The organism is Candidatus Puniceispirillum marinum IMCC1322 (assembly GCF_000024465.1).
Taxonomy (GTDB): Bacteria; Pseudomonadota; Alphaproteobacteria; order Puniceispirillales; family Puniceispirillaceae; genus Puniceispirillum; species Puniceispirillum marinum.
Genome location: NC_014010.1, coordinates 1096220 through 1115257, shown reverse-complemented (window position 1 = coordinate 1115257; position 19038 = coordinate 1096220). Strand labels below are relative to the sequence as shown.

General features: G+C 50.4%; 17 protein-coding genes. 7 read left to right on the top strand and 10 right to left on the bottom strand.

Going from position 1 to position 19038, the window contains the following annotated elements:
* The first annotated feature begins 118 nt into the window (after nt 1–118).
* The gene (locus tag SAR116_RS05370) at nt 119–547 is read left to right on the top strand and encodes a GFA family protein (protein ID WP_013045923.1); all 429 of its coding nucleotides are present in this window, start codon (nt 119–121) and stop codon (nt 545–547) included.
* Nucleotides 548–593: 46 nt separating this feature from the next.
* Here the strand turns inward: SAR116_RS05370 and SAR116_RS05365 are convergent, their stop codons facing one another.
* Nucleotides 594–1907 (bottom strand): D-alanyl-D-alanine carboxypeptidase family protein, encoded by a 1314-nt coding sequence (locus SAR116_RS05365; protein ID WP_013045922.1) that lies wholly within the window; start codon nt 1905–1907, stop codon nt 594–596.
* A gap of 299 nt (nt 1908–2206) precedes the next feature.
* On the opposite strand from SAR116_RS05365, the gene clpS reads away from it, so the two are divergent.
* Nucleotides 2207–2530, top strand: a complete 324-nt coding sequence (gene clpS / locus SAR116_RS05360) for an ATP-dependent Clp protease adapter ClpS (protein WP_041860787.1) — start codon at nt 2207–2209, stop codon at nt 2528–2530.
* Nucleotides 2531–2535: 5 nt separating this feature from the next.
* Complete coding sequence (clpA, locus tag SAR116_RS05355) at nt 2536–4830, top strand: ATP-dependent Clp protease ATP-binding subunit ClpA (RefSeq protein ID WP_013045920.1); 2295 nt, start codon at nt 2536–2538, stop codon at nt 4828–4830.
* A 12-nt stretch (nt 4831–4842) separates the two neighbouring features.
* Here clpA and SAR116_RS05350 read toward each other — a convergent pair whose 3' ends face one another.
* The 3 genes from SAR116_RS05350 to SAR116_RS05340 all read right to left on the bottom strand — a co-directional run bounded on the left by SAR116_RS05350 (nt 4843) and on the right by SAR116_RS05340 (nt 10409).
* The gene (locus SAR116_RS05350) at nt 4843–5991 is read right to left on the bottom strand and encodes a GNAT family N-acetyltransferase (RefSeq protein WP_013045919.1); all 1149 of its coding nucleotides are present in this window, start codon (nt 5989–5991) and stop codon (nt 4843–4845) included.
* 131 nt (nt 5992–6122) lie between these two features.
* Nucleotides 6123–6590 carry a RidA family protein gene (locus SAR116_RS05345; RefSeq protein ID WP_013045918.1) on the bottom strand — a complete coding sequence of 156 codons (468 nt, stop codon included), beginning with the start codon at nt 6588–6590 and terminating at the stop codon, nt 6123–6125.
* Between the two features lie 171 nt (nt 6591–6761).
* A complete protein-coding gene (locus tag SAR116_RS05340) occupies nt 6762–10409 on the bottom strand; it encodes a vitamin B12-dependent ribonucleotide reductase (protein WP_013045917.1) in 3648 nt (1215 codons plus the stop codon).
* Between the two features lie 487 nt (nt 10410–10896).
* Between SAR116_RS05340 and SAR116_RS05335 the strand changes: the two genes are divergently transcribed.
* From SAR116_RS05335 to SAR116_RS05325, 3 genes are all read left to right on the top strand, one after another.
* Nucleotides 10897–11253, top strand: a complete 357-nt coding sequence (locus SAR116_RS05335; RefSeq protein WP_013045916.1) for an NADH:ubiquinone oxidoreductase subunit NDUFA12 — start codon at nt 10897–10899, stop codon at nt 11251–11253.
* Between the two features lie 80 nt (nt 11254–11333).
* Complete coding sequence (gene mlaD / locus SAR116_RS05330; protein ID WP_013045915.1) at nt 11334–11789, top strand: outer membrane lipid asymmetry maintenance protein MlaD; 456 nt, start codon at nt 11334–11336, stop codon at nt 11787–11789.
* Nucleotides 11790–11811: 22 nt separating this feature from the next.
* The gene (locus SAR116_RS05325) at nt 11812–12195 is read left to right on the top strand and encodes a DUF2155 domain-containing protein (protein WP_041860786.1); all 384 of its coding nucleotides are present in this window, start codon (nt 11812–11814) and stop codon (nt 12193–12195) included.
* A gap of 1 nt (nt 12196) precedes the next feature.
* Here SAR116_RS05325 and aat read toward each other — a convergent pair whose 3' ends face one another.
* From aat to SAR116_RS05295, 6 genes are all read right to left on the bottom strand, one after another.
* Entirely contained in the window at nt 12197–12880 is a 684-nt protein-coding gene (aat, locus tag SAR116_RS05320; RefSeq protein WP_013045913.1) for a leucyl/phenylalanyl-tRNA--protein transferase, read from the bottom strand.
* A gap of 37 nt (nt 12881–12917) precedes the next feature.
* A complete protein-coding gene (accC, locus tag SAR116_RS05315; RefSeq protein ID WP_013045912.1) occupies nt 12918–14258 on the bottom strand; it encodes an acetyl-CoA carboxylase biotin carboxylase subunit in 1341 nt (446 codons plus the stop codon).
* 5 nt (nt 14259–14263) lie between these two features.
* Nucleotides 14264–14749, bottom strand: a complete 486-nt coding sequence (accB, locus tag SAR116_RS05310) for an acetyl-CoA carboxylase biotin carboxyl carrier protein (protein WP_013045911.1) — start codon at nt 14747–14749, stop codon at nt 14264–14266.
* Nucleotide 14750: 1 nt separating this feature from the next.
* Nucleotides 14751–15200, bottom strand: a complete 450-nt coding sequence (gene aroQ, locus SAR116_RS05305) for a type II 3-dehydroquinate dehydratase (RefSeq protein ID WP_013045910.1) — start codon at nt 15198–15200, stop codon at nt 14751–14753.
* Between the two features lie 181 nt (nt 15201–15381).
* On the bottom strand, nt 15382–16122 hold the full coding sequence (locus tag SAR116_RS05300) for a DsbA family protein (protein WP_013045909.1): 741 nt from the start codon (nt 16120–16122) through the stop codon (nt 15382–15384).
* An 81-nt stretch (nt 16123–16203) separates the two neighbouring features.
* Nucleotides 16204–17598, bottom strand: a complete 1395-nt coding sequence (locus SAR116_RS05295) for a M48 family metalloprotease (protein WP_013045908.1) — start codon at nt 17596–17598, stop codon at nt 16204–16206.
* Between the two features lie 248 nt (nt 17599–17846).
* Here SAR116_RS05295 and SAR116_RS05290 point away from each other — a divergent pair, with 248 nt between their 5' ends.
* Complete coding sequence (locus SAR116_RS05290) at nt 17847–19016, top strand: pyridoxal phosphate-dependent aminotransferase (protein ID WP_041860785.1); 1170 nt, start codon at nt 17847–17849, stop codon at nt 19014–19016.
* The last annotated feature ends 22 nt before the right edge of the window (nt 19017–19038 follow it).

Here is a 19038-nt window from a genome sequence, read left to right as displayed (position 1 = left end):
CGAAATGTTTCACGTGAAACATTTTTGAAATTTCGTCAAAACTATCTTCCTGCACACTTTTTCTTAACCATTATCAGGCATTATTGATGTCAGATGGAAAAGGCAGAGGCAGAGGCGCATGTACGAGACGATTACCGGAACCGAAAATAAATATTTTGATGGTGGCTGTCATTGCGGGGCGGTGCGTTTTCGCCTGATCGGGCCTTTGACGCCACTTTTGATTTGCCATTGTGATGATTGTCGCCGGATTTCGGGGACTAGCTGGGCAGCGACCTCGGTGCCTGATCATTGTTTCAAAATCACCTCATCATCGGATGCTTTGCGCTGGTATGACAGCTCCAGTTGGGCCAAACGCGGCTTTTGTAATGTCTGCGGGTCATGTATGTTCTATTCTATGAATGGCGAGGGGCGTATATCCATTGCCCCGGGCGTACTTGATGATAATGATATGCTGCGTGTACGCGGCCAGATATTCGCCATCAGCCATCCCTTATGGTGCAAACCTGATCCGGATGTGCCACATCTGGATGATTTTTTCAAACCGTGATGACGTTCGTTTTGAAAGTCTGGAAATTTATGCTGATGGTGCCAGACTAACTTGTATTGCGAATTTTCTCGCGCACGGCAATACAGGGGCTTCCTTCGGCGAATAGGGCGGCACAGGCAGATCGGGCCTGGGTTTCGTCAAGATCATGAAAGCGAACGCGCCACAATGGCATATTGCCACTTGTCACCAATGTCAGGCGTGCTGGTGTCATGCCAAGCACATTATCGACCATACGCCGCGCTTTGGCAGCCGCCCGATGGGCATTGACGCGGCGGGCAAAACTGCCAATCTGAACGCTCCAGACCTCGTCAATGGCCGCATCAGGCATTTCCTCGGGTGATCTTCTTGCCCCAGAACTGGATAGGCTGAAAGTTTGTGGCGTGTCCAGAAATTCCTCTTTCGGCAAAGGTAGCTTGGCAAGCCGCCTGACTTTCACAAGATTGCTACGCTTGGGGGGCGATTTGGGCAATTTTTGTGGCATATCGACGGCGGCCACTTGCGCGCTGATCTCTGCAGGCTTTGCCCGCTTGAATTGTGCGTCCAGAATTTTCATCATATGCGCATCGCGTGACCGTGATGTTTTGCCGCCAAAGATCACACCAATCAGCCGTACACCATGCCGCTTGACCGAGGCCACAAGATTGAAACCGGAAGCATTGATATAGCCTGTCTTGATGCCATCGGTGCCTGAATAATGCGCCAACAACTTGTTATGGTTGCCAAATTTACGGCCTTTCCAGTTAAAGTTCTGCGTGCTGAAATAACGGTATAGGCGTGGGAAATCACGCCGCATGGCAACAGCCAGCCGCGCCATATCACGTGCGGTTGTCTTTTGCTGGCTATGTGGCAAGCCCGAAGCGTTTTTAAATACGGTTTTACGCATGCCCAGCGCGCGCGCTTTACGTGTCATGCGCTTGGCAAAGTTTCGTTCGGTACCTGAAATGGCCTCGGCAACGGCGGTTGCTACATCGTTGGCTGACTTGGTCACCAGCGCATAGATAGCCTGTTCGGCGCTGATTGACTGCCCAGGTTTGAGATATAGCTTTGATGGTGAACGGCTGGCAGCAAGTTTGGACACGCCAATCCGCGAATTCATATCCATGCGGCCAGATTTTATTTCTTCGAACAATAGATACAGCGTCATGATTTTGGTCAAAGATGCCGGATAGCGCATGGCATCGGCATTACGTGCATACATGACCCGGCCACTCTCAGCATTGATCACGATTGAGGCATATTTGGAAGCCATCGCTTGTTGTGGCCAGATCAGGGCACCACAAGACAGCATCATAAATATGAAAAAAGCCCGCAGTCTTTTGACATCGGCAACAGCAGTTAAGCAGATATTTTTAACAGCCATAAAATGCGTTCCTGACAAGCACCGCAACCGGCGCGTTAACCCAATCCACTTGTGCAGGAATCATACCGGAATTAAGCTTTCAATCAAGAATCTTACCCAATTTTTTACCTTTTTCTTAATAGATGCTTTTTTTAAAGCGCCTAGAGATGATTTTTTTTATTTCAACCCCTTTTCCAACAGCATTTAATGCCGATATCATAATTGTGATAAGCGTTATGTAGCGATATCGGGTAATTTAGGTATAATGTTAAATACGTTAAGATATAGGTGCGGCATTCGTTCATGCCAGCGAGCAGATTATGACAGATAAAGACAAAAAACAGGATGGAGGTTCGGGCCAGATTATTCTGGAAAGCCGAACTCAGACAAAAAAGCCCTCAATGTATAAGGTCGTGATGATGAATGACGACTATACGCCGATGGAATTTGTTGTGCATGTTTTGCAACATTTCTTTGGCCGGACGGCTGATGAAGCAACACAGATCATGCTGAATGTCCATCAACGTGGTGTTGGTATCTGTGGCATTTACAGTTTTGAAATTGCCGAAACAAAAGCTAGCAAGACTATGGAATATGCACGTCAAAAAGAGCATCCGTTGCAACTTCAATTGGAAAAGGAATAGGGTAAATGCTGTCTCGTGAACTGGAAGAGTCCCTACGCCGTGCCATGTCGAATGCGACAACACGTGCGCATGAATTTGCAACGCTTGAACATCTGTTACTTGCCCTGACCGAAGATAGTGATGCGCTTGAGGTCTTGAATGCCTGTAATGTTGATATTCAGGAGCTAGCGCGCAAGTTACAGGAATATATCGAAGTCGAGCTTGAATCGATTGTGAGCACCAAAGATGGGCTTGATGTCCAGCCAACAGCGTCTTTCCAGCGTGTGATTCAACGTGCCATTATCCATACCCAGTCATCAGGCCGTGAAGTTGCCACAGGTGCCAATGTACTGGTCTCGATCTTTTCCGAGCGTGAAAGCCATGCTGTCTGGTTTCTAAAGTCGCTCAATATGACCCGGCTTGACGCCGTATCATTCCTAAGCCACGGCAAGGATGGCAATATCGCGCGTGGCACCGAAGATCAGACTGAAGGCGAGCCTATTGACGATGCTGGCAGTGATCCGCTTAGCCAATATGCAGTCAACCTGATTGCCAAGGCCGCAAATGGCCGCATCGACCCACTAATCGGGCGGGACCGCGAAGTTGATCGCACGATTCAGGTGCTATGTCGCCGTACCAAGAATAACCCGCTTTATGTTGGTGATCCGGGCGTTGGTAAGACCGCGATTGCCGAAGGACTGGCCTTGCGGATTTATAATGGTGAGGTGCCGGAAGTACTGACAAATGCTGTCATCTATGCGCTTGATATGGGGCAGTTGCTGGCAGGTACGCGCTATCGTGGTGATTTTGAAGAACGTCTCAAAGCCGTTATGAAAGCGGTTGAAGATGATGAAAATGCCATTCTGTTCATTGATGAAATCCATACAGTGATTGGTGCTGGCGCCACATCGGGTGGGGCTATGGACGCCTCTAACCTGTTAAAGCCGGCATTGCAGGAAGGCAATCTGCGCTGTATTGGCTCAACAACCTATAAGGAATATCGCGGTCATTTCGAAAAAGACCGGGCACTGGTGCGCCGCTTCCAGAAAATTGATGTTGCCGAGCCAACTGTGGCCGATACCATCAAAATTCTGAATGGTCTGAAAAGCCGCTATGAAGCGCATCACAAGATCCGTTATACCGGTGCCGCCCTAAAGACAGCGGTTGATCTGGCAGCACGCTATATTAATGACCGCAAATTGCCTGACAAAGCGATTGACGTTATTGACGAGGCTGCCGCCGCCCAAAATCTGCTGCCACCATCACGTCGCAAGGCCACGGTGGGGCAAAAGGAAATCGAAGCGACAATTGCAACGATGGCGCGTATCCCGTCAAAGCATGTGAGCCGTGATGATAAGGCGGTTCTGGCAACGCTTGAAGATGATCTAAAACGTCTGGTCTTTGGACAGGATGCGGCGATATCGGCGCTGTCTTCGGCCATCAAACTATCGCGTGCTGGTTTACGTGAAGTTGAAAAGCCAGTTGGTAATTATCTGTTTTCGGGCCCTACTGGCGTTGGCAAGACCGAAGTTGCGCGGCAATTAGCCGAAGCGCTTGGCATTAAGTTGATCCGGTTTGATATGTCCGAATATATGGAACGGCATACCGTATCGCGTCTGATCGGGGCGCCTCCGGGTTATGTTGGCTTTGATCAGGGCGGGCTGTTGACCGATGCTGTCGATCAAACACCGCATGCGGTACTGCTGCTGGATGAAATTGAAAAAGCGCATCCAGATCTGTTCAATATTCTGTTGCAAGTGATGGATCATGGCAAGTTGACGGATAATAACGGTAAATCAGTTGATTTCCGCAATGTCATTCTGATTATGACAACGAATGCAGGCGCCCAAGAGCTATCGAAAAAGGCGATCGGTTTTGGCCGAGACATGAATGATGGTGCCGATATCGAAGCGATCGAGAAAATGTTTACGCCTGAATTCCGTAACCGTCTTGATGCGATGATACCGTTTGCGCCATTGGAAAGTGATGTGATCCGGCTTGTTGTTGATAAATTCATGATGCAGCTTGATGCCCAGCTGGCAGATCGTAATGTCGAGATTGAGTTGAGTGAGGCGGCGCGTGACTGGTTGGCCGTGCGCGGTTATGACCGTAATTACGGTGCCCGCCCGCTGGCCCGCGTTGTGCAGGAAAGCATCAAAAAGCCACTTGCCGATGCGTTGCTATTTGGCGAGCTTGCTGGTGGCGGCCTTGCCTTTGTCGATGTTAAGGATGGTGAGCTTGTGGTCGAGGTGAAAGCCCCACCGCAACGTGCCTTGCCTAGCAGCAAGCGCACGGCCTTACCCGCACCACAGGATGGCTAGCTGTCTTTTTTGCTAGTTATCTTTCTTAAATGGGCTGACAAAATCAATATGGTTCTTTTCGGCTTCGATGCCCCGGCTTTCGGCTACTAGAAACCGGGCAATGGCATCCTTGAATCCGTCATGCGCGATCCAGTGCGCCGAATAGGTTTTGGCAGGCAAATAACCGCGTTGAACTTTATGAAAGCCTTGTGCGCCAGCTTCGACGCGGGCAAGGCCGTGGGCGATGGCAAAATCGATAGCCTGATAATAGCAGGCTTCGAAATGCAGATTCGGAATATCCAGATCGGCACCCCAATTACGTCCATACAGACAATCATCACCGATAAAATTGATCGCACCGGCAATAATCCGACCCTGATATTCAGCCATGACCAGCAAAATTTTGTCAGCCATCATCTGTTGTAAATGTCTGAATACGTCATGCGTTAGATAGGCACCGCCCCATTTGCGATCGATTGTTGACATATAGAAACGGAAAAAAATGTCGATATGTGCCGGGGTGATGTCTTCACCTGTCAGGGCGATCATGTGGACACCGGCATCGCGAATCGACTGGCGTTCTTTTTTGATGTTTTTGCGCTTGCGTGACGACAGGCCAGAGAGAAAATCGTCAAAATCCTTATAGCCATTATTATGCCAGTGAAATTGCAAACCCGAACGGATTAGCCATCCTGCCGCCTCTAAAGCGGGCAGATCATCTTCGGGCAGAAAATTCAGATGCGCCGAAGACAGGCCGTATTTATCAACCATTTGGGTGATGCCATAGGCAAGTGCAACCTTGATATCGTCACGATTGTCGTAGGCTAGCAAACGCGGCCCAGTGGCAGGTGTAAAAGGCACCGCCCCCAGCAATTTTGGATAATATTGTCCACCTGCGCGCATAAAGCCATCTGCCCAGCTATGATCAAAAATATACTCACCATAGGAATGATGCTTTATGTAATGCGGCACCACGCCCAGCAAACTGCCCTCACTATCACGCAGAAGAAGATGCAGGGGATCCCAGCCACTATCATTGCCGACGCCGCCGCCAGTTTCCATGGCTTGCAGAAATTCATGCCGGACAAAGGGGTTGCCATCGCCCGCCAGCCGATTCCATTCATCAGCGCTGATTGCGCTTATGTCGCGGGATTGTTCCAGGGTAAAATCGAGACCGTCCATATATAAGAAAGTGGCAATAAAAAGCCGACCCTACAAGGGGGTCGGCGCATATTGTTGGATGATTTTAAGATTGGCCATAGCCCGGCTGGTAATACCGGATGATGGCCTGTATGCGTGGCCATAATTAACGGCTATTTGATTTCGAAAACACCATCAATTTCGACAAGACAGTTCAGCGGCAGGGCATTTGTTCCAACCGCAAAACGTGCATGACGACCAGCGTCGCCAAAAGCTTCGACCATCAGATCGGAAGCACCATTGACGATGCCAGGCTGGCCATTGAAATCATCAGCCGAGGCGACAAAGGCACCAAGTTTGACAACGCGTGTGACCCGATCGAGATCCCCATCACAGGCAACTTTGACCTGGGCGATCAAATTAATCGCACAGATACGCGCCTGTTCAGTGGCATCTTCGGGGGTGGCGTCTTTACCAACGGTGCCGGTGGCGGTCAGTTTACCATCAACAAAAGGTACCTGACCCGATACGAAAACCAGATTGCCGCTGACAACATAGGGGACATAATTTGCTGCCGGTGCTGGTGCATCGGGAATTGTTATGCCCATTTCGTTCAAACGTGTTTCGACCTTGCTTGTCATGATTTCAAGTTCCCTTAATTTTGCTGTGGCTATAAGAATATATGGAAGGTCGCATAAACCTCTGGTGAGGACAAGCGATTCCGGTGTCACTTTCCGCCCGTTTTAGATCAGAAAAAAGCCTCATACCCGGAGGTATGAGGCCAGTTCTGCAGGTTACTCTGCAGGGAGAGCCTAGCTACATCCTGTAGTGCCACCACAGGTATTACATTTTAGACAGGTTCCATTGCGAACAAGGGTAAAGTTCTGACATTCAGGACAGGCTTCACCTTCATAGCCTTGAATCCGTGCCTGTTGCACACGTTCAATGGCAATGTTCGGTGCTGTATCTGCACTTGCCACAGTCCCTGCGTCAGCCCTGGCAACTGGCGCTTCGGCTGTGCGCATGGTCGCTATACTGGCTGTTTCTGATGCCGTGTTGGCGACAGGCTCGGCAAGGGCGGCGGTACCTTCATTCGAGTACACAACAAGACCTTGCTTACGGATAAAGCCACGGCTGGTGACCTTGTTCATAAGCTCAGACTGATTTTCACCGCTGCCAGTTGTGGTGACGTCAAGATCGTCGCGATTGACATGTCCAAGATCGTGGCGGTCAAGATATGAAATTGCCAGTTCGCGGAATGTATAATCAAGAATCGAGGTTGACATCTTGATCGCATCATTGCCAGTCACGATGCCTTGTGGCTCGAAACGGGTGAAGGTAAAGGCTTCGACAAACTCTTCGAGTGGAACGCCATATTGCAGACCAATCGATACAGCGATAGCAAAGTTATTCATCAATGAACGGAAGGCAGCACCTTCTTTATGCATATCGATAAAGACCTCGCCAATGCGGCCATCTTCATATTCACCTGTCCGTAGATAGACCTTATGTCCACCAACGCTGGCTTTCTGCGTATAGCCTTTACGGCGGTCAGGCAGACGGTCACGTTCGGCACGGACGATACGCTCGACGATTTTCTCAATCACCTGCGGCGCGGCAGCAGCCACCGGTGTTTCCAGCGCGGCCATAGCCTCATCATCGTCTTCGATATCTTCAACAAGGCCAGATGACAAAGGCTGGCTCAGCTTTGATCCGTCACGGTATAGCGCATTGGCTTTCAGGCCAAGACGCCATGACAGCATATAGGCCGCCCCGCATTCTTCAACTGTTGCCGCATTCGGCATATTGATAGTCTTGGAAATCGCGCCCGAAATGAAGGGCTGGGATGCAGCCATCATGGTGATGTGGCTATCAACCGACAGGAAGCGTTTGCCGATACGTCCACATACATTGGCACAGTCAAAGATAGGTAGATGTTCGTCTTTTAGATGCGGTGCACCTTCGAGTGTCATTGATCCACAAACATGTATGTTGGCCGCTTCGACCGCGTCTTTGTCAAAGCCAAGCGCTTCGAGCATGTTGAATTCGAAATCATTCAGCTGTTCATCCGAAAAGCCCAGCTTGTCCTTGCAGAATTCGTCACCAAGGGTGAAGCGGTTGAAGACGAATTTCACATCAAAGGCGCTTTCCATAGCGGCTTCGACTTTTGCCAGTTCGGCATCACCAAAGCCTTTGTCTTTAAGCGCATTGACCGAAATCGACTGACAGTTTTTCAATGATCCCGCACCAACGGCATAATTGATAATGTCTTTGACCTGATCCTTACCATAGCCAAGCTTATCCAAGGCTTCGGGAACAACCCGGTTGATGATCTTGAAGTAACCACCGCCGGCCAGCTTTTTGAACTTTACGATGGCAAAGTCTGGCTCGATTCCGGTGGTGTCACAATCCATAACCAGACCGATGGTGCCTGTTGGCGCGATGACGGTTGACTGGGCGTTGCGGTAACCATTCTTGGTGCCAAGATCGACAGCCTTGTCCCATGCTGCCTTTGCCGCATTGACCAGATCCTGATCTGGACATGATTTTGCGTCAAGTGGTACGGGCAGGATTGACAGACCTTTATAGCCTGACGCCTTGCTGTGCGCGGCCAGACGATGGTTCTTCATCACCCGCAACATATGTTTGGCGTTTTTCTTATATTGCGGGAAGGGACCTACTTCACCAGCGATTTCAGCTGATGTGGCATAGGATGTGCCGGTCATGATCGCCGAAATAGCACCACAGATCGCACGGCCTTCATCACTGTCATATGAATGGCCTTGTGCCATCAGCAAGCCACCGATATTGGCAAAACCCAGACCCAATGTGCGATACTCATATGATAGCTGGGCAATTTCCTTTGAGGGGAACTGCGCCATCAAAACCGAAATTTCCAGCGTTAGCGTCCAGAAACGACAGCCATGTTCAAACATCTCGATATCGAATGTGCCGTCTTGTTTGCGGAACTGCATTAGGTTCAATGACGCCAGATTACAGGCAGTATCATCAAGGAACATATATTCCGAACATGGATTAGACGCGTTGATCCGCCCCCCTTCAGGGCAGGTATGCCACTCATTGATGGTGGTGTCATATTGCAGACCCGGATCAGCACAGGCCCATGCGGCATGCGCAATCTTTTCCCAAAGATCCTTGGCTTTGATGGTTTTGGCAACGCCATCATCGCGGCGTTTGATCAAATTCCAGTCGCCGCCGTCAAGCACCGCCTGAAGATAGTCATTGCTGACGCGCACCGAATTGTTTGAATTCTGGCCAGCAACGGTCAGATAGGCGTCTGAGTCCCAGTCGGTATCATAGGTTTTGAATTCAATTTCGTTATAGCCTTGCTGGGCAAATTGAATCACGCGCTGAACATAATTTTCAGGGATCATGGATTTACGCGCAGAAATAATAGCTTTGCGCAGCACCTTATTGACCTTGGGATCAAAGCGCTCATCGTCATCCAACCCGTCAGTGATCTGACAGGCAGCCATGACTTCGCCCATATGCTTTTGCGCCAGTTTCGATCCCGCAACAAGCGCGGCAACCTTTTGTTCTTCGACAACTTTCCAATCGACATATTCTTCGATATCAGGATGGTCGATATCGACAGTCACCATTTTTGCGGCGCGGCGGGTTGTGCCGCCAGACTTGATGGCACCGGCAGCCCGGTCACCAATGCGCAAAAAGCTCATCAAGCCAGATGATTTACCACCGCCGGATAGGTTTTCACCCGAACCGCGCAAGCGGCTGAAGTTTGATCCGGTGCCCGAACCATATTTGAACAGGCGGGCTTCACGTACCCACAGATCCATGATGCCGCCTTCATTGACCAGATCGTCGCTGACAGACTGGATGAAACAGGCATGCGGCTGCGGATGCTCATAAGCGCTTGCCGAACGGGTTAGCTTGCCGGTTTTGAAATCGACATAATAATGTCCCTGGCTTGGGCCATCGATACCATAAGCCCAATGCATGCCCGTGTTGAACCATTGCGGCGAATTTGGCGCGGCCATCTGGTTGGCCAGCATGAAGCGCATTTCATCAAAATAAACCTTGGCATCCTCTTCGGTAGAAAAATAGTCACCTTTCCAGCCCCAATAGGTCCAGGTGCCCGCAAGCCGGTCATAAACCTGCTTGGCGGATGTTTCGCCGGTAAAGCGCTCATCTTCAGGCAGTTTCGCCAAAGCCGCTTCATCAGGAATCGAACGCCAAAGCCATGATGGTACAGCGCTTTCTTCAACGCGCTTCAAAGCCGCAGGCACGCCGGCCTTGCGGAAATATTTCTGCGCAAGGATATCGGTGGCAACTTGTGAAAATTGCTCTGGAATTTCTACGTTCTCAGCCCGAAACACAATTGTGCCGTCTGGATTACGAATTTCACTGGTGGCGAACCTGAAAGCTAGTTTGTCGTAAGGATTGGTTCCGTCCTGGGTGAATCGTCTTTCAAAATGCATGTATTCGTCCTCTAATGGGGTCTGAGTTAGTGCGCTATGGCAATTTTTCTTGTGATTTCTATATGTTAAGAAATCTAAGCAATAATTTAGCGCTTATCACTACATATAGCGGCCAGCGAATGATTAAACTACATTATGTTGACCTAAATGGTAAATAGATAAATGTTAAAAATATGCGTTTGAGGCCATTTTTTTTTCATAATATCCACATAGGTTTTGAGCATTTGATTCAACGATTCGTCACAACTATATGAGAGACAAAGAGTTTTATGTTTTGCTATATTAAGTATCACTGGCTGGCGTGATGTGATTTTTTTAGAAGAATTTTTTTACTTTTGATCTTGTCGGAGCATGTTTTGGCAAAAAACTGACGATCACGTGAAAAAATATCTGGAAATTAAAAAATTATCTGCCTGTGTCGGCACGCCTATGGACGCCGAAGTAACTTCTAGACTATATTCAGCCCGCAGTTAGAGGAACCGTGCTTATGGATATTGTAACTTTGTTGATGCTAAAGCTTACCGCCCGCGAAATCGGTGGTGACGAGCATGGTAATCGCTATTTCGAAGAGCGTAAGGCGCGCCCAGGCAAGCCGCCGCGGCGTTATGTGCGTTATAGCGGTATGCCAGAAGCATCAAAGGTGCCGGCTGACTGGCATGGCTGGTTACATCATACCGAAGATACCCCGCCCCCGAACGGTGGCTATAAGCGTCATGACTGGCAGATTGATCATATGCCAAATCTGACTGGTACAAAATTTGCGCATCGTCCAGAAGGTCATGTGCTCAAAAGCGGCAAACGTCAGGCAGCGACTGGTGATTATGAGCCATGGACACCGGTCTGATAATGCTGTCTTGCAATTTACATAGCGCGTGTGCTGTGCTGGTGCGGATGGATAACCCTAGCAAAGCAGGGAGATGGTAAATGCAGCGTAATACACTTGAAATGATTATGGGTGCTGTGGTGCTTCTTGCCGCTGCTGGCTTTGTCACGCTTGCCTATGAGGCGGCTGATATTCAAGGCACTAACGGGTATGAAATACAGGCTGAATTCGGTGCCACTGGCGGCTTGTCAGTGGGTGATGATGTGCGTATATCTGGCATCAAGATTGGCCGTATTACGTCCCAGACGCTTGATCCGGATACCTATAGCGCGCGCATTGCCATGGCGATCAATCCCGACATCTTGATTCCGGCTGACAGTTCGGCACGGATTACCGCGGCGTCATTGCTGGGTGGAAATTATCTGGAGCTTATGCCAGGTGCCGACATAGACATGCTGGCACCAGGCGCCATCATCTATGACACACGCGATCCGGTGAGCCTTACCGATCTTTTGGGCAAAGCCGTTTTTGCAGGGGCAGATGGTGGCACGAACTAACCCCGTGTGGCGTACGCTTAACATGACAAACCCCAAAATCATATTTGCGGCTATGGTGCTGTATGTCAGTTACGCCATGCCTGTTGCGGCTGAATGGATAGATGGCAAAATAGTTGTTCTGCAAGGGCTAGATAAAATCACCGCCCGGATCACCACATTGACGACAGCTATTGATACGCCTTTGCGGTTTGGCACATTGCAATTGACCGTCAATCGTTGTGCGTTTCGTCCCCCTGAAGAACCGCCTGAAAATGTCGCTTTTTTAACGATACTTGATCGTGGTCATGATCTGTCACTAGCACCAAAGTCTGTCTTTACGGGCTGGATGTTCTCTTCGAGTCCTGCGGTGTCAGCTATGGAGCATCCGGTATATGACATCACCTTGCTGTCATGTCGTGCGCAATAGGCTAGCTGTCCACCGGCTTTGACAGCGTATCCAGAAACCCGATAGTCAATTCATCTGATGCGGTGCCAAGCCGCAGGTCAGCCGATGATGCCATCGCCTGTGCCAGCTTATCCTGAAAGGTGTCACGCGATATTTCAGTGATGCCAAATTGCACCAGATGCGGATTGGTGAATTGCGCATCAAGTAACTGAAAGCCGCCAGCCTTTAATCGGGCCATCAGATGCACAAGGGCTATTTTCGAGGCGTCGGTGGCGCGTGAAAACATGGACTCGCCAAAGAATGCCGCGCGCAAAGCCACACCATAGAGGCCGCCAACAAGCCTGTCGCCATCCCAGACCTCGATCGAATGCGCAAAACCCATCTTGTGTAAAGCGATGTAAAGCGCCTGAATATCCTTATTGATCCAGGTGTCAGTCCGATCATCTGCCAGTTCGGCGCAGCCTTTGATAATGGCAGGAAAATCATGATCGATGGTGACGTTAAAGGGGGTATTGCGCACAGTGCGGCGCAGGCGGCGGGGAATGTGAATGCCCGTACCAACAGCGTCATCCAGCGGGATCAAGGCGCGCACTTCGGGATCATAAAAGCGGATATCATCGCTGTCATGCGCGTCAGCCATAGGAAACACTCCAAGTGCATAAGCCTTGATTAGTGTTTCCGGTGCAAAAGCATAGGTCTGTGACATCCGGCTATTCCCCGAATAAAGCCCTATATCCCATTGGTTAGTCTGCTAGAAAAACTTCTTCCAGCCAGCGGATATTATAGCTTCCGTCTTTAATGCCATCGGCGTCAACCAGACGCAGATGAAGCGGCAAAGTGGTCGGAATTGGCTCGACAACAAATTCCTGCAAAGCGCGCTTCAAACGCGCTAGGCAATGATCGCGGTCATCACCATAGACGATCAGCTTGGCAATTAAGCTGTCATAATAGGGCGGTACCGAATAGCCCGAATAGAGACAGGAATCGACCCGCACGCCTGGCCCCCCCGCCGCATGAAAGGCCGTGACCTTGCCGGGAGTCGGCATAAATGTTTCGGGATGTTCGGCATTGATCCGACATTCGATCGCATGGCCAGTGAATGTGACATCTTTCTGGCTAAAGGATAAGGGCTTGCCTGCCGCGATACGGATTTGTTCGCGCACAAGATCAATGCCGGTAATGGCTTCGGTAATCGGATGTTCGACCTGCAGGCGTGTGTTCATCTCGATAAAGAAGAATTCGCCATTCTCATAAAGAAATTCCATTGTGCCGACGCCAAGATAGCCAAGCTTGCGTGTGGCTTCGGCGGCAACTGTACCGATTTTATGGCGTTCATCGGCGGTCAAAGCTGGTGAGGGGGCTTCTTCGAAAAGTTTTTGATGGCGGCGCTGGATCGAACATTCGCGCTCGCCGAGATGCACAACATTGCCATGCGCGTCGGCAATGACCTGAACCTCGATATGACGGGGCAGGCCAAGATAGCGTTCCAGATAAACCGTATCATCGCCAAAGGCAGCCTTGGCTTCGGCGCGGGCAGCGCTGAAAGCTTCGGCAAGATTATCGGCAGTTTCGGCAACCTTCATGCCGCGGCCACCGCCACCAGATGCAGCTTTGACCAAAAGCGGATAGCCAACATCGGCGGCAACTTTGCGCGCGTCATCTATTGTATGGACCGCACCAGGGGAGCCTGGCACCAAAGGCAAGCCAGCGGCTTCGGCGGTGATCTTGGCTTCAACCTTGTCACCCATCGCGCGGATATGATGTGGTTCAGGCCCGATAAAGGTCAGCCCATGCGCCGCAACAATCTCGGCGAAATCGGCATTTTCCGACAGAAAGCCAACACCGGGATGCACAGCATCAGCACCGGTAATGGCGGCCGCTGACAGAATTGCCGGAATGTTCAGATAGGATTCGGCACTGCTTGGCGGGCCGATACAGACTGACTCATCTGCCAAACGGACAGGCATGGAATCAGCATCAGCGGTTGAATGGACAATAACACTGGGTATATTCATTTCCTTACAGGCACGGAGTACCCGTAAAGCAACGTCACCACGATTGGTAATAAGAATTTTTTTGAACATGATACTTATTCTATAATTACTAGAGCTTCACCAAATTCTACTGGCTGGGCGTTCTGCACAAGGATAGTCGAGATTTTGCCTGCTTTTGGCGCGGTGATGGGATTCATCACTTTCATTGCCTCGACGATGAATAATGTCTGACCAGCCTTGACAGTGTCGCCTTCGGAAATAAAGGCAGGGGCATCAGGTTCGGGTGATGTATAGACGGTGCCAACCATTGGCGATGTGACCGCGCCGGGATGGCTGGCTGGATTGGCGGGCGCGTTGGCGGCAGGCGTCACGGGTGCAGGTGCGGCAGGCGCTACGGGTGCAGGTGCGGCAGGCGCCACGGCGGCGACGGGCATCGCCCCTGTTACACGTGACAAACGGATCGACACAGCTTCGGTTTCATATTCGATTTCCGCCAGTCCTGACGCATCAAGAATGTCAGCCAGTTCCTTGACCAGTTTGGTTTCGGATTTGGATGACGTTGATTTTGGTGCAGATGCCATTTTAGCTCTCCGTAAGCGTATCAGCGATAAAATTAATAGCCATGTAATAGGATTGTGCGCCAAATCCGGCAACAACGCCTTTTGCAATGGCGGAAATAAGAGAAACATGCCGGAAAGACTCGCGGGCATGGATGTTCGATATATGTACTTCGATCACGTCACCAGTAAATAAAGCCAGCGCGTCACGCAAGGCAACCGACGTATGTGTCAGGCCGGCGGCATTGATCACGATCCAGTCATAGGTTCCGGATGCTTGCTGAATGGTGGTGATGAGTTCGCCTTCGCAATTTGAATGGAAGCTATCCATGCTCATGCCAGCTTTGGCGCATCGTTCAGCACAGCCCGCCACAATATCAGCCATCGTCACATGCCCGTAAATATCGGGTTCACGTGTGCCAAGCATATTTATGTTGGGGCCGTTCAAGACCAGAATGTGTTTCGATTTTGTCATGAGCGTCACAATACACTTAAATGAGCCAGTAGGGAAAGCCCTAGAACTAAATCCGTTCTAACCAAGGGACAGAATGTTATGTTACCTGCTTTTGGTTTTGCCTGCACGGATTTGCATTTTACATCAAATTTATTTGAAATTTTTTCAAATTTGCGTGAAGTCTATTGAAATTACAGGGCGTTTAGCCCTGTTTGGCGCGTTCGGCTGCGATTAAACGCCGGAATTCATCAATATCTACCGCGCCCCGCACCACAGTCTCACCAATAACCAAGGCTGGCGTTCCGGTCAGTTTCAAGGCTTCGGCGGCTTGCCTTGTGCGCGCGATGATCGTCGCGACGGCATCGCTTTCCATATCGGTTTTCAGCTGCTCAGTATCGATACCGGCCTCGTTGGCGGCATCCATGATGCTCTGGGTGGTGACTTTGCCGCGATAGGTCATCATATTGATATGAAAATCGGTAAATTTACCTTGTTTTTCGGCGGCAATGCCGGCCTGAGCCGCGACCAGAGAGGACTGGCTGAGGATCGGAAATTCCTTGACCACGAGACGGATATCACCATCGTCGCGCAACACTTGCTGGATCGGTTCGAAAACACGTTTGCAATAGCCGCAATTATAGTCCGAAAATTCATAGATCACTAAACCACCATCCGGATTACCCATGCTTGGGTCACCTGCATCATCAAACAATATCTGCATGGCCATAGCTTGGCGCGCCAGATCTTCGCGCTTAGCCAGATTCATCAGCGCATCGCGCAGGACTTCTGGATTCGCCAAGATATAGTCCTTGACGATGGCTTCAAAGGCGGCCTTGTCGCTATCTTTAACATCCGCATGCGCTGGCGATGTTAATCCTTGAGTCAAAGCCATAGCGGCCATGGACAAGACAGTCAGTATGACAAAGTGATAGATTTTGGACATTCAAGGCTCCTGCGAAAATTGTGCCATAGCAATGCTGAGACGCATCTGCTTACAACAAGGTGTGATATAAGTGAACCGTTATCATGGGTCTTTGGTGCCATAGCGAAACAAAATGTCATTGGCACGGTTTCGGATGATATTGTCGAGATCCTTGCGGGCCAGAACCCGTTTTGACAAATGTACGGCGCGGTTGGTGTCGCCAGTCAGCAAGGCTTCTTCAGCTAGGCTCATATCAGCATAGGAAATTCGCCCCGACCGGCCATAGGCAATCGCAAGCTGTCGCCGCACAAAAGCCCATTCCGGTTCATGGCTGGCAGCTTTTTCGATGGCTTCAATAGCGCGCTCAAGTCGGGGTTTCTGGTTGGTTGCAATCAGGGCACGCCCCAGATTCAAAAGGATTTGCGGGCTGTCGGGGCGCGCGGCTACGGCTGTTTCATAGGCGCTGGCGGCATCGCTGGCACGCCCCATTGACAATAATATATCGCCGCGAAATTCGTAAAAAAAGGCATCGTCTGGCGCGCCTGCGATCAGCGCGTCAATGTCATTCAGGGCTGTACCCAGATCACCGCGCCGATAGGATGCGATCGCATGGCCATAGCGGGTATTGACCGGATCGGGTTCTTCATAGCGCAACACATCTTGCGGGTTTTCAGTCCAGGCGCGCATTTTTGCGGCAAGGCGAGCCATCAGCCGGTTTATTCGCCCTGGCAGGATATTATCACTGACCGCTGATTGATTGACGTGATCCTGATATGTGGTGAGCCGTGTTTCGGCGCCCGGATGCGTCGTGTAATAAGAGGATTGACGGCTTTCAGGCAAAGCGCGCTGGCTGGCCATGCGCTGCATCATGTCACGCAATCCCAAAGCCGAGTATCCGGCATCATCCAGAATCTGCAAGCCTAACTCATCAGCAACCGACTCATCACGGCGCACCGAGGCCAGCAAATTGCGTTGTGCCCGATCCTGACCGCCAATCATCACACCAACGGCGGCATCATTTGATCCGGTGCCAGCCGCCAGCGCGATTGCCGCCAAAGCGGCCAGAGCCGAAGCCGCCTTGGCGTCGGCCATCGCCTCTCCACGGCGCGGCACATGCCCCGCGACGATATGGCCAAGCTCATGTGCTAGAACGCCAATAACCTCGTCCGGGCTTTTGGCTTTCAAAATAAGCCCAGAATTTATGTAAACCGTTCGTCCCCCCGCAACAAACGCATTAAATTCGGGGGCAATGACAACACGCACCTTGATCTCATCAGCTTTAAATCCAGCGGCTATGGCAAGTGGGCTTATGATGTCTTCGAGTCCCGCTTCCAGCTCGGTGTCCCGAATAAGATAGGCGTTAGCCGATGTGATGCTGGTGATCAGACACAACAGCATCGCGGTGATGATCGTGATTGACCGAACCATAAGCAAACGCCGCGTAATGGGGTCTGTCGCGGTGGATCTGTTCGTTATCAATGTCTCTACGCGCTGCATGAAATAGTGCCTGTTATGTCCTGCGGTAATGCGATTTTGCAAAATAATGATACAGTATTAAGTCGATCAATGTTTAAAAGCATCATCATCTAAATATGTGGCAAAAATAATCCCTTCTGAAACTGGCTTAAAGTTTGCATAAAAAATCATTTAGGGCTAGATATGACACCACAAACACAATTTTATGTCTTAAATCTTATGTAAAATTAATTTTAATTGCTTAAAGCAGAGATATTCAAAGAAAATCAATGACACTGAAATCAACAACCAGCAATCAGCTGCCCCCTTTTCTGGCCATGTCCATGATGCAACGTACCCAAACCATGGAAGCCGCCGGTCATGATGTGCTTCATCTGGAGGTGGGACAGCCCTCGACGCCTGCGCCGGTCGCGGTTTGTGACGCTCTGACAAGGTCACTATCCACACTATCTTCGCATGGTTATTCGGTTGCCTTTGGTCAGAAGATCCTGCGTCAGCGTATCGCGGCGCATTATCAAGATTGGTATGGCGCACGTCCAGACTGGGAAAATATTGCGATAACACCCGGATCATCGATGGGGTTTGTGATTGCGTTCCTGTCGGCGTTTGATCGCGGTGACAAGATTGCCATCACCACACCGGGCTATCCTGCCTATCGCAATATCATGATTTCACTGGGATTGGAGCCTGTTTTACTGCCAGCGCGGGCAGAACAGAACTGGATTGCTGATCTTGATGCGCTTGCCGAAACAGGTGATCTGCCTGATGGGCTACTTTTGGCCAGCCCAGCCAACCCAACAGGTGTGGTGATGAGCGATGCCGAGATCAAAGCGGTCTGCGCCTGGTGCGATAAGCATCAGGTACGTCTGATTATGGACGAAATTTATCATGGGCTGTCTTTTAAAGGGCCAAGCACCTCGGCATTCGTGCATAATAAGAACGCCATCATCATTAATTCATTTTCCAAATATTTCTGCATGACAGGCTGGCGGCTGGGCTGGATGATTCTGCCTGACGATTTACGCGAAACCGCCGAACGGCTAGCCCAGAATCTCTATATTTCGGCTACAACGCTGAATCAGCATGGCGCGCAAGCGGCGTTTGATTGCTATGACGAGCTGAACGGGCATATTGAACGTTATCAGGAAAATCGCGATATTCTTCTGCGTCAATTGCCCCCGGAATTTCTGGGGAATGCGGCACCCTCTGATGGGGCATTCTATCTCTATGCTGATATCAGCGCCCTCACGTCTGACTCGATTGTCTTTGCCAATCGTCTGCTTGAAGACACAGGCGTTGCTTGTACGGCGGGGGTCGATTTTGATCCCGATGAGGGGCAGAAATTCCTGCGCTTATCCTATGCCGGTAGCACTGATGATATCCGTAATGCCTGCCAGCGGATCAATGACTGGCTTCCGCGTCTGGCCAAAACCGCATAGGGCTATCCAATATACCAAAAAC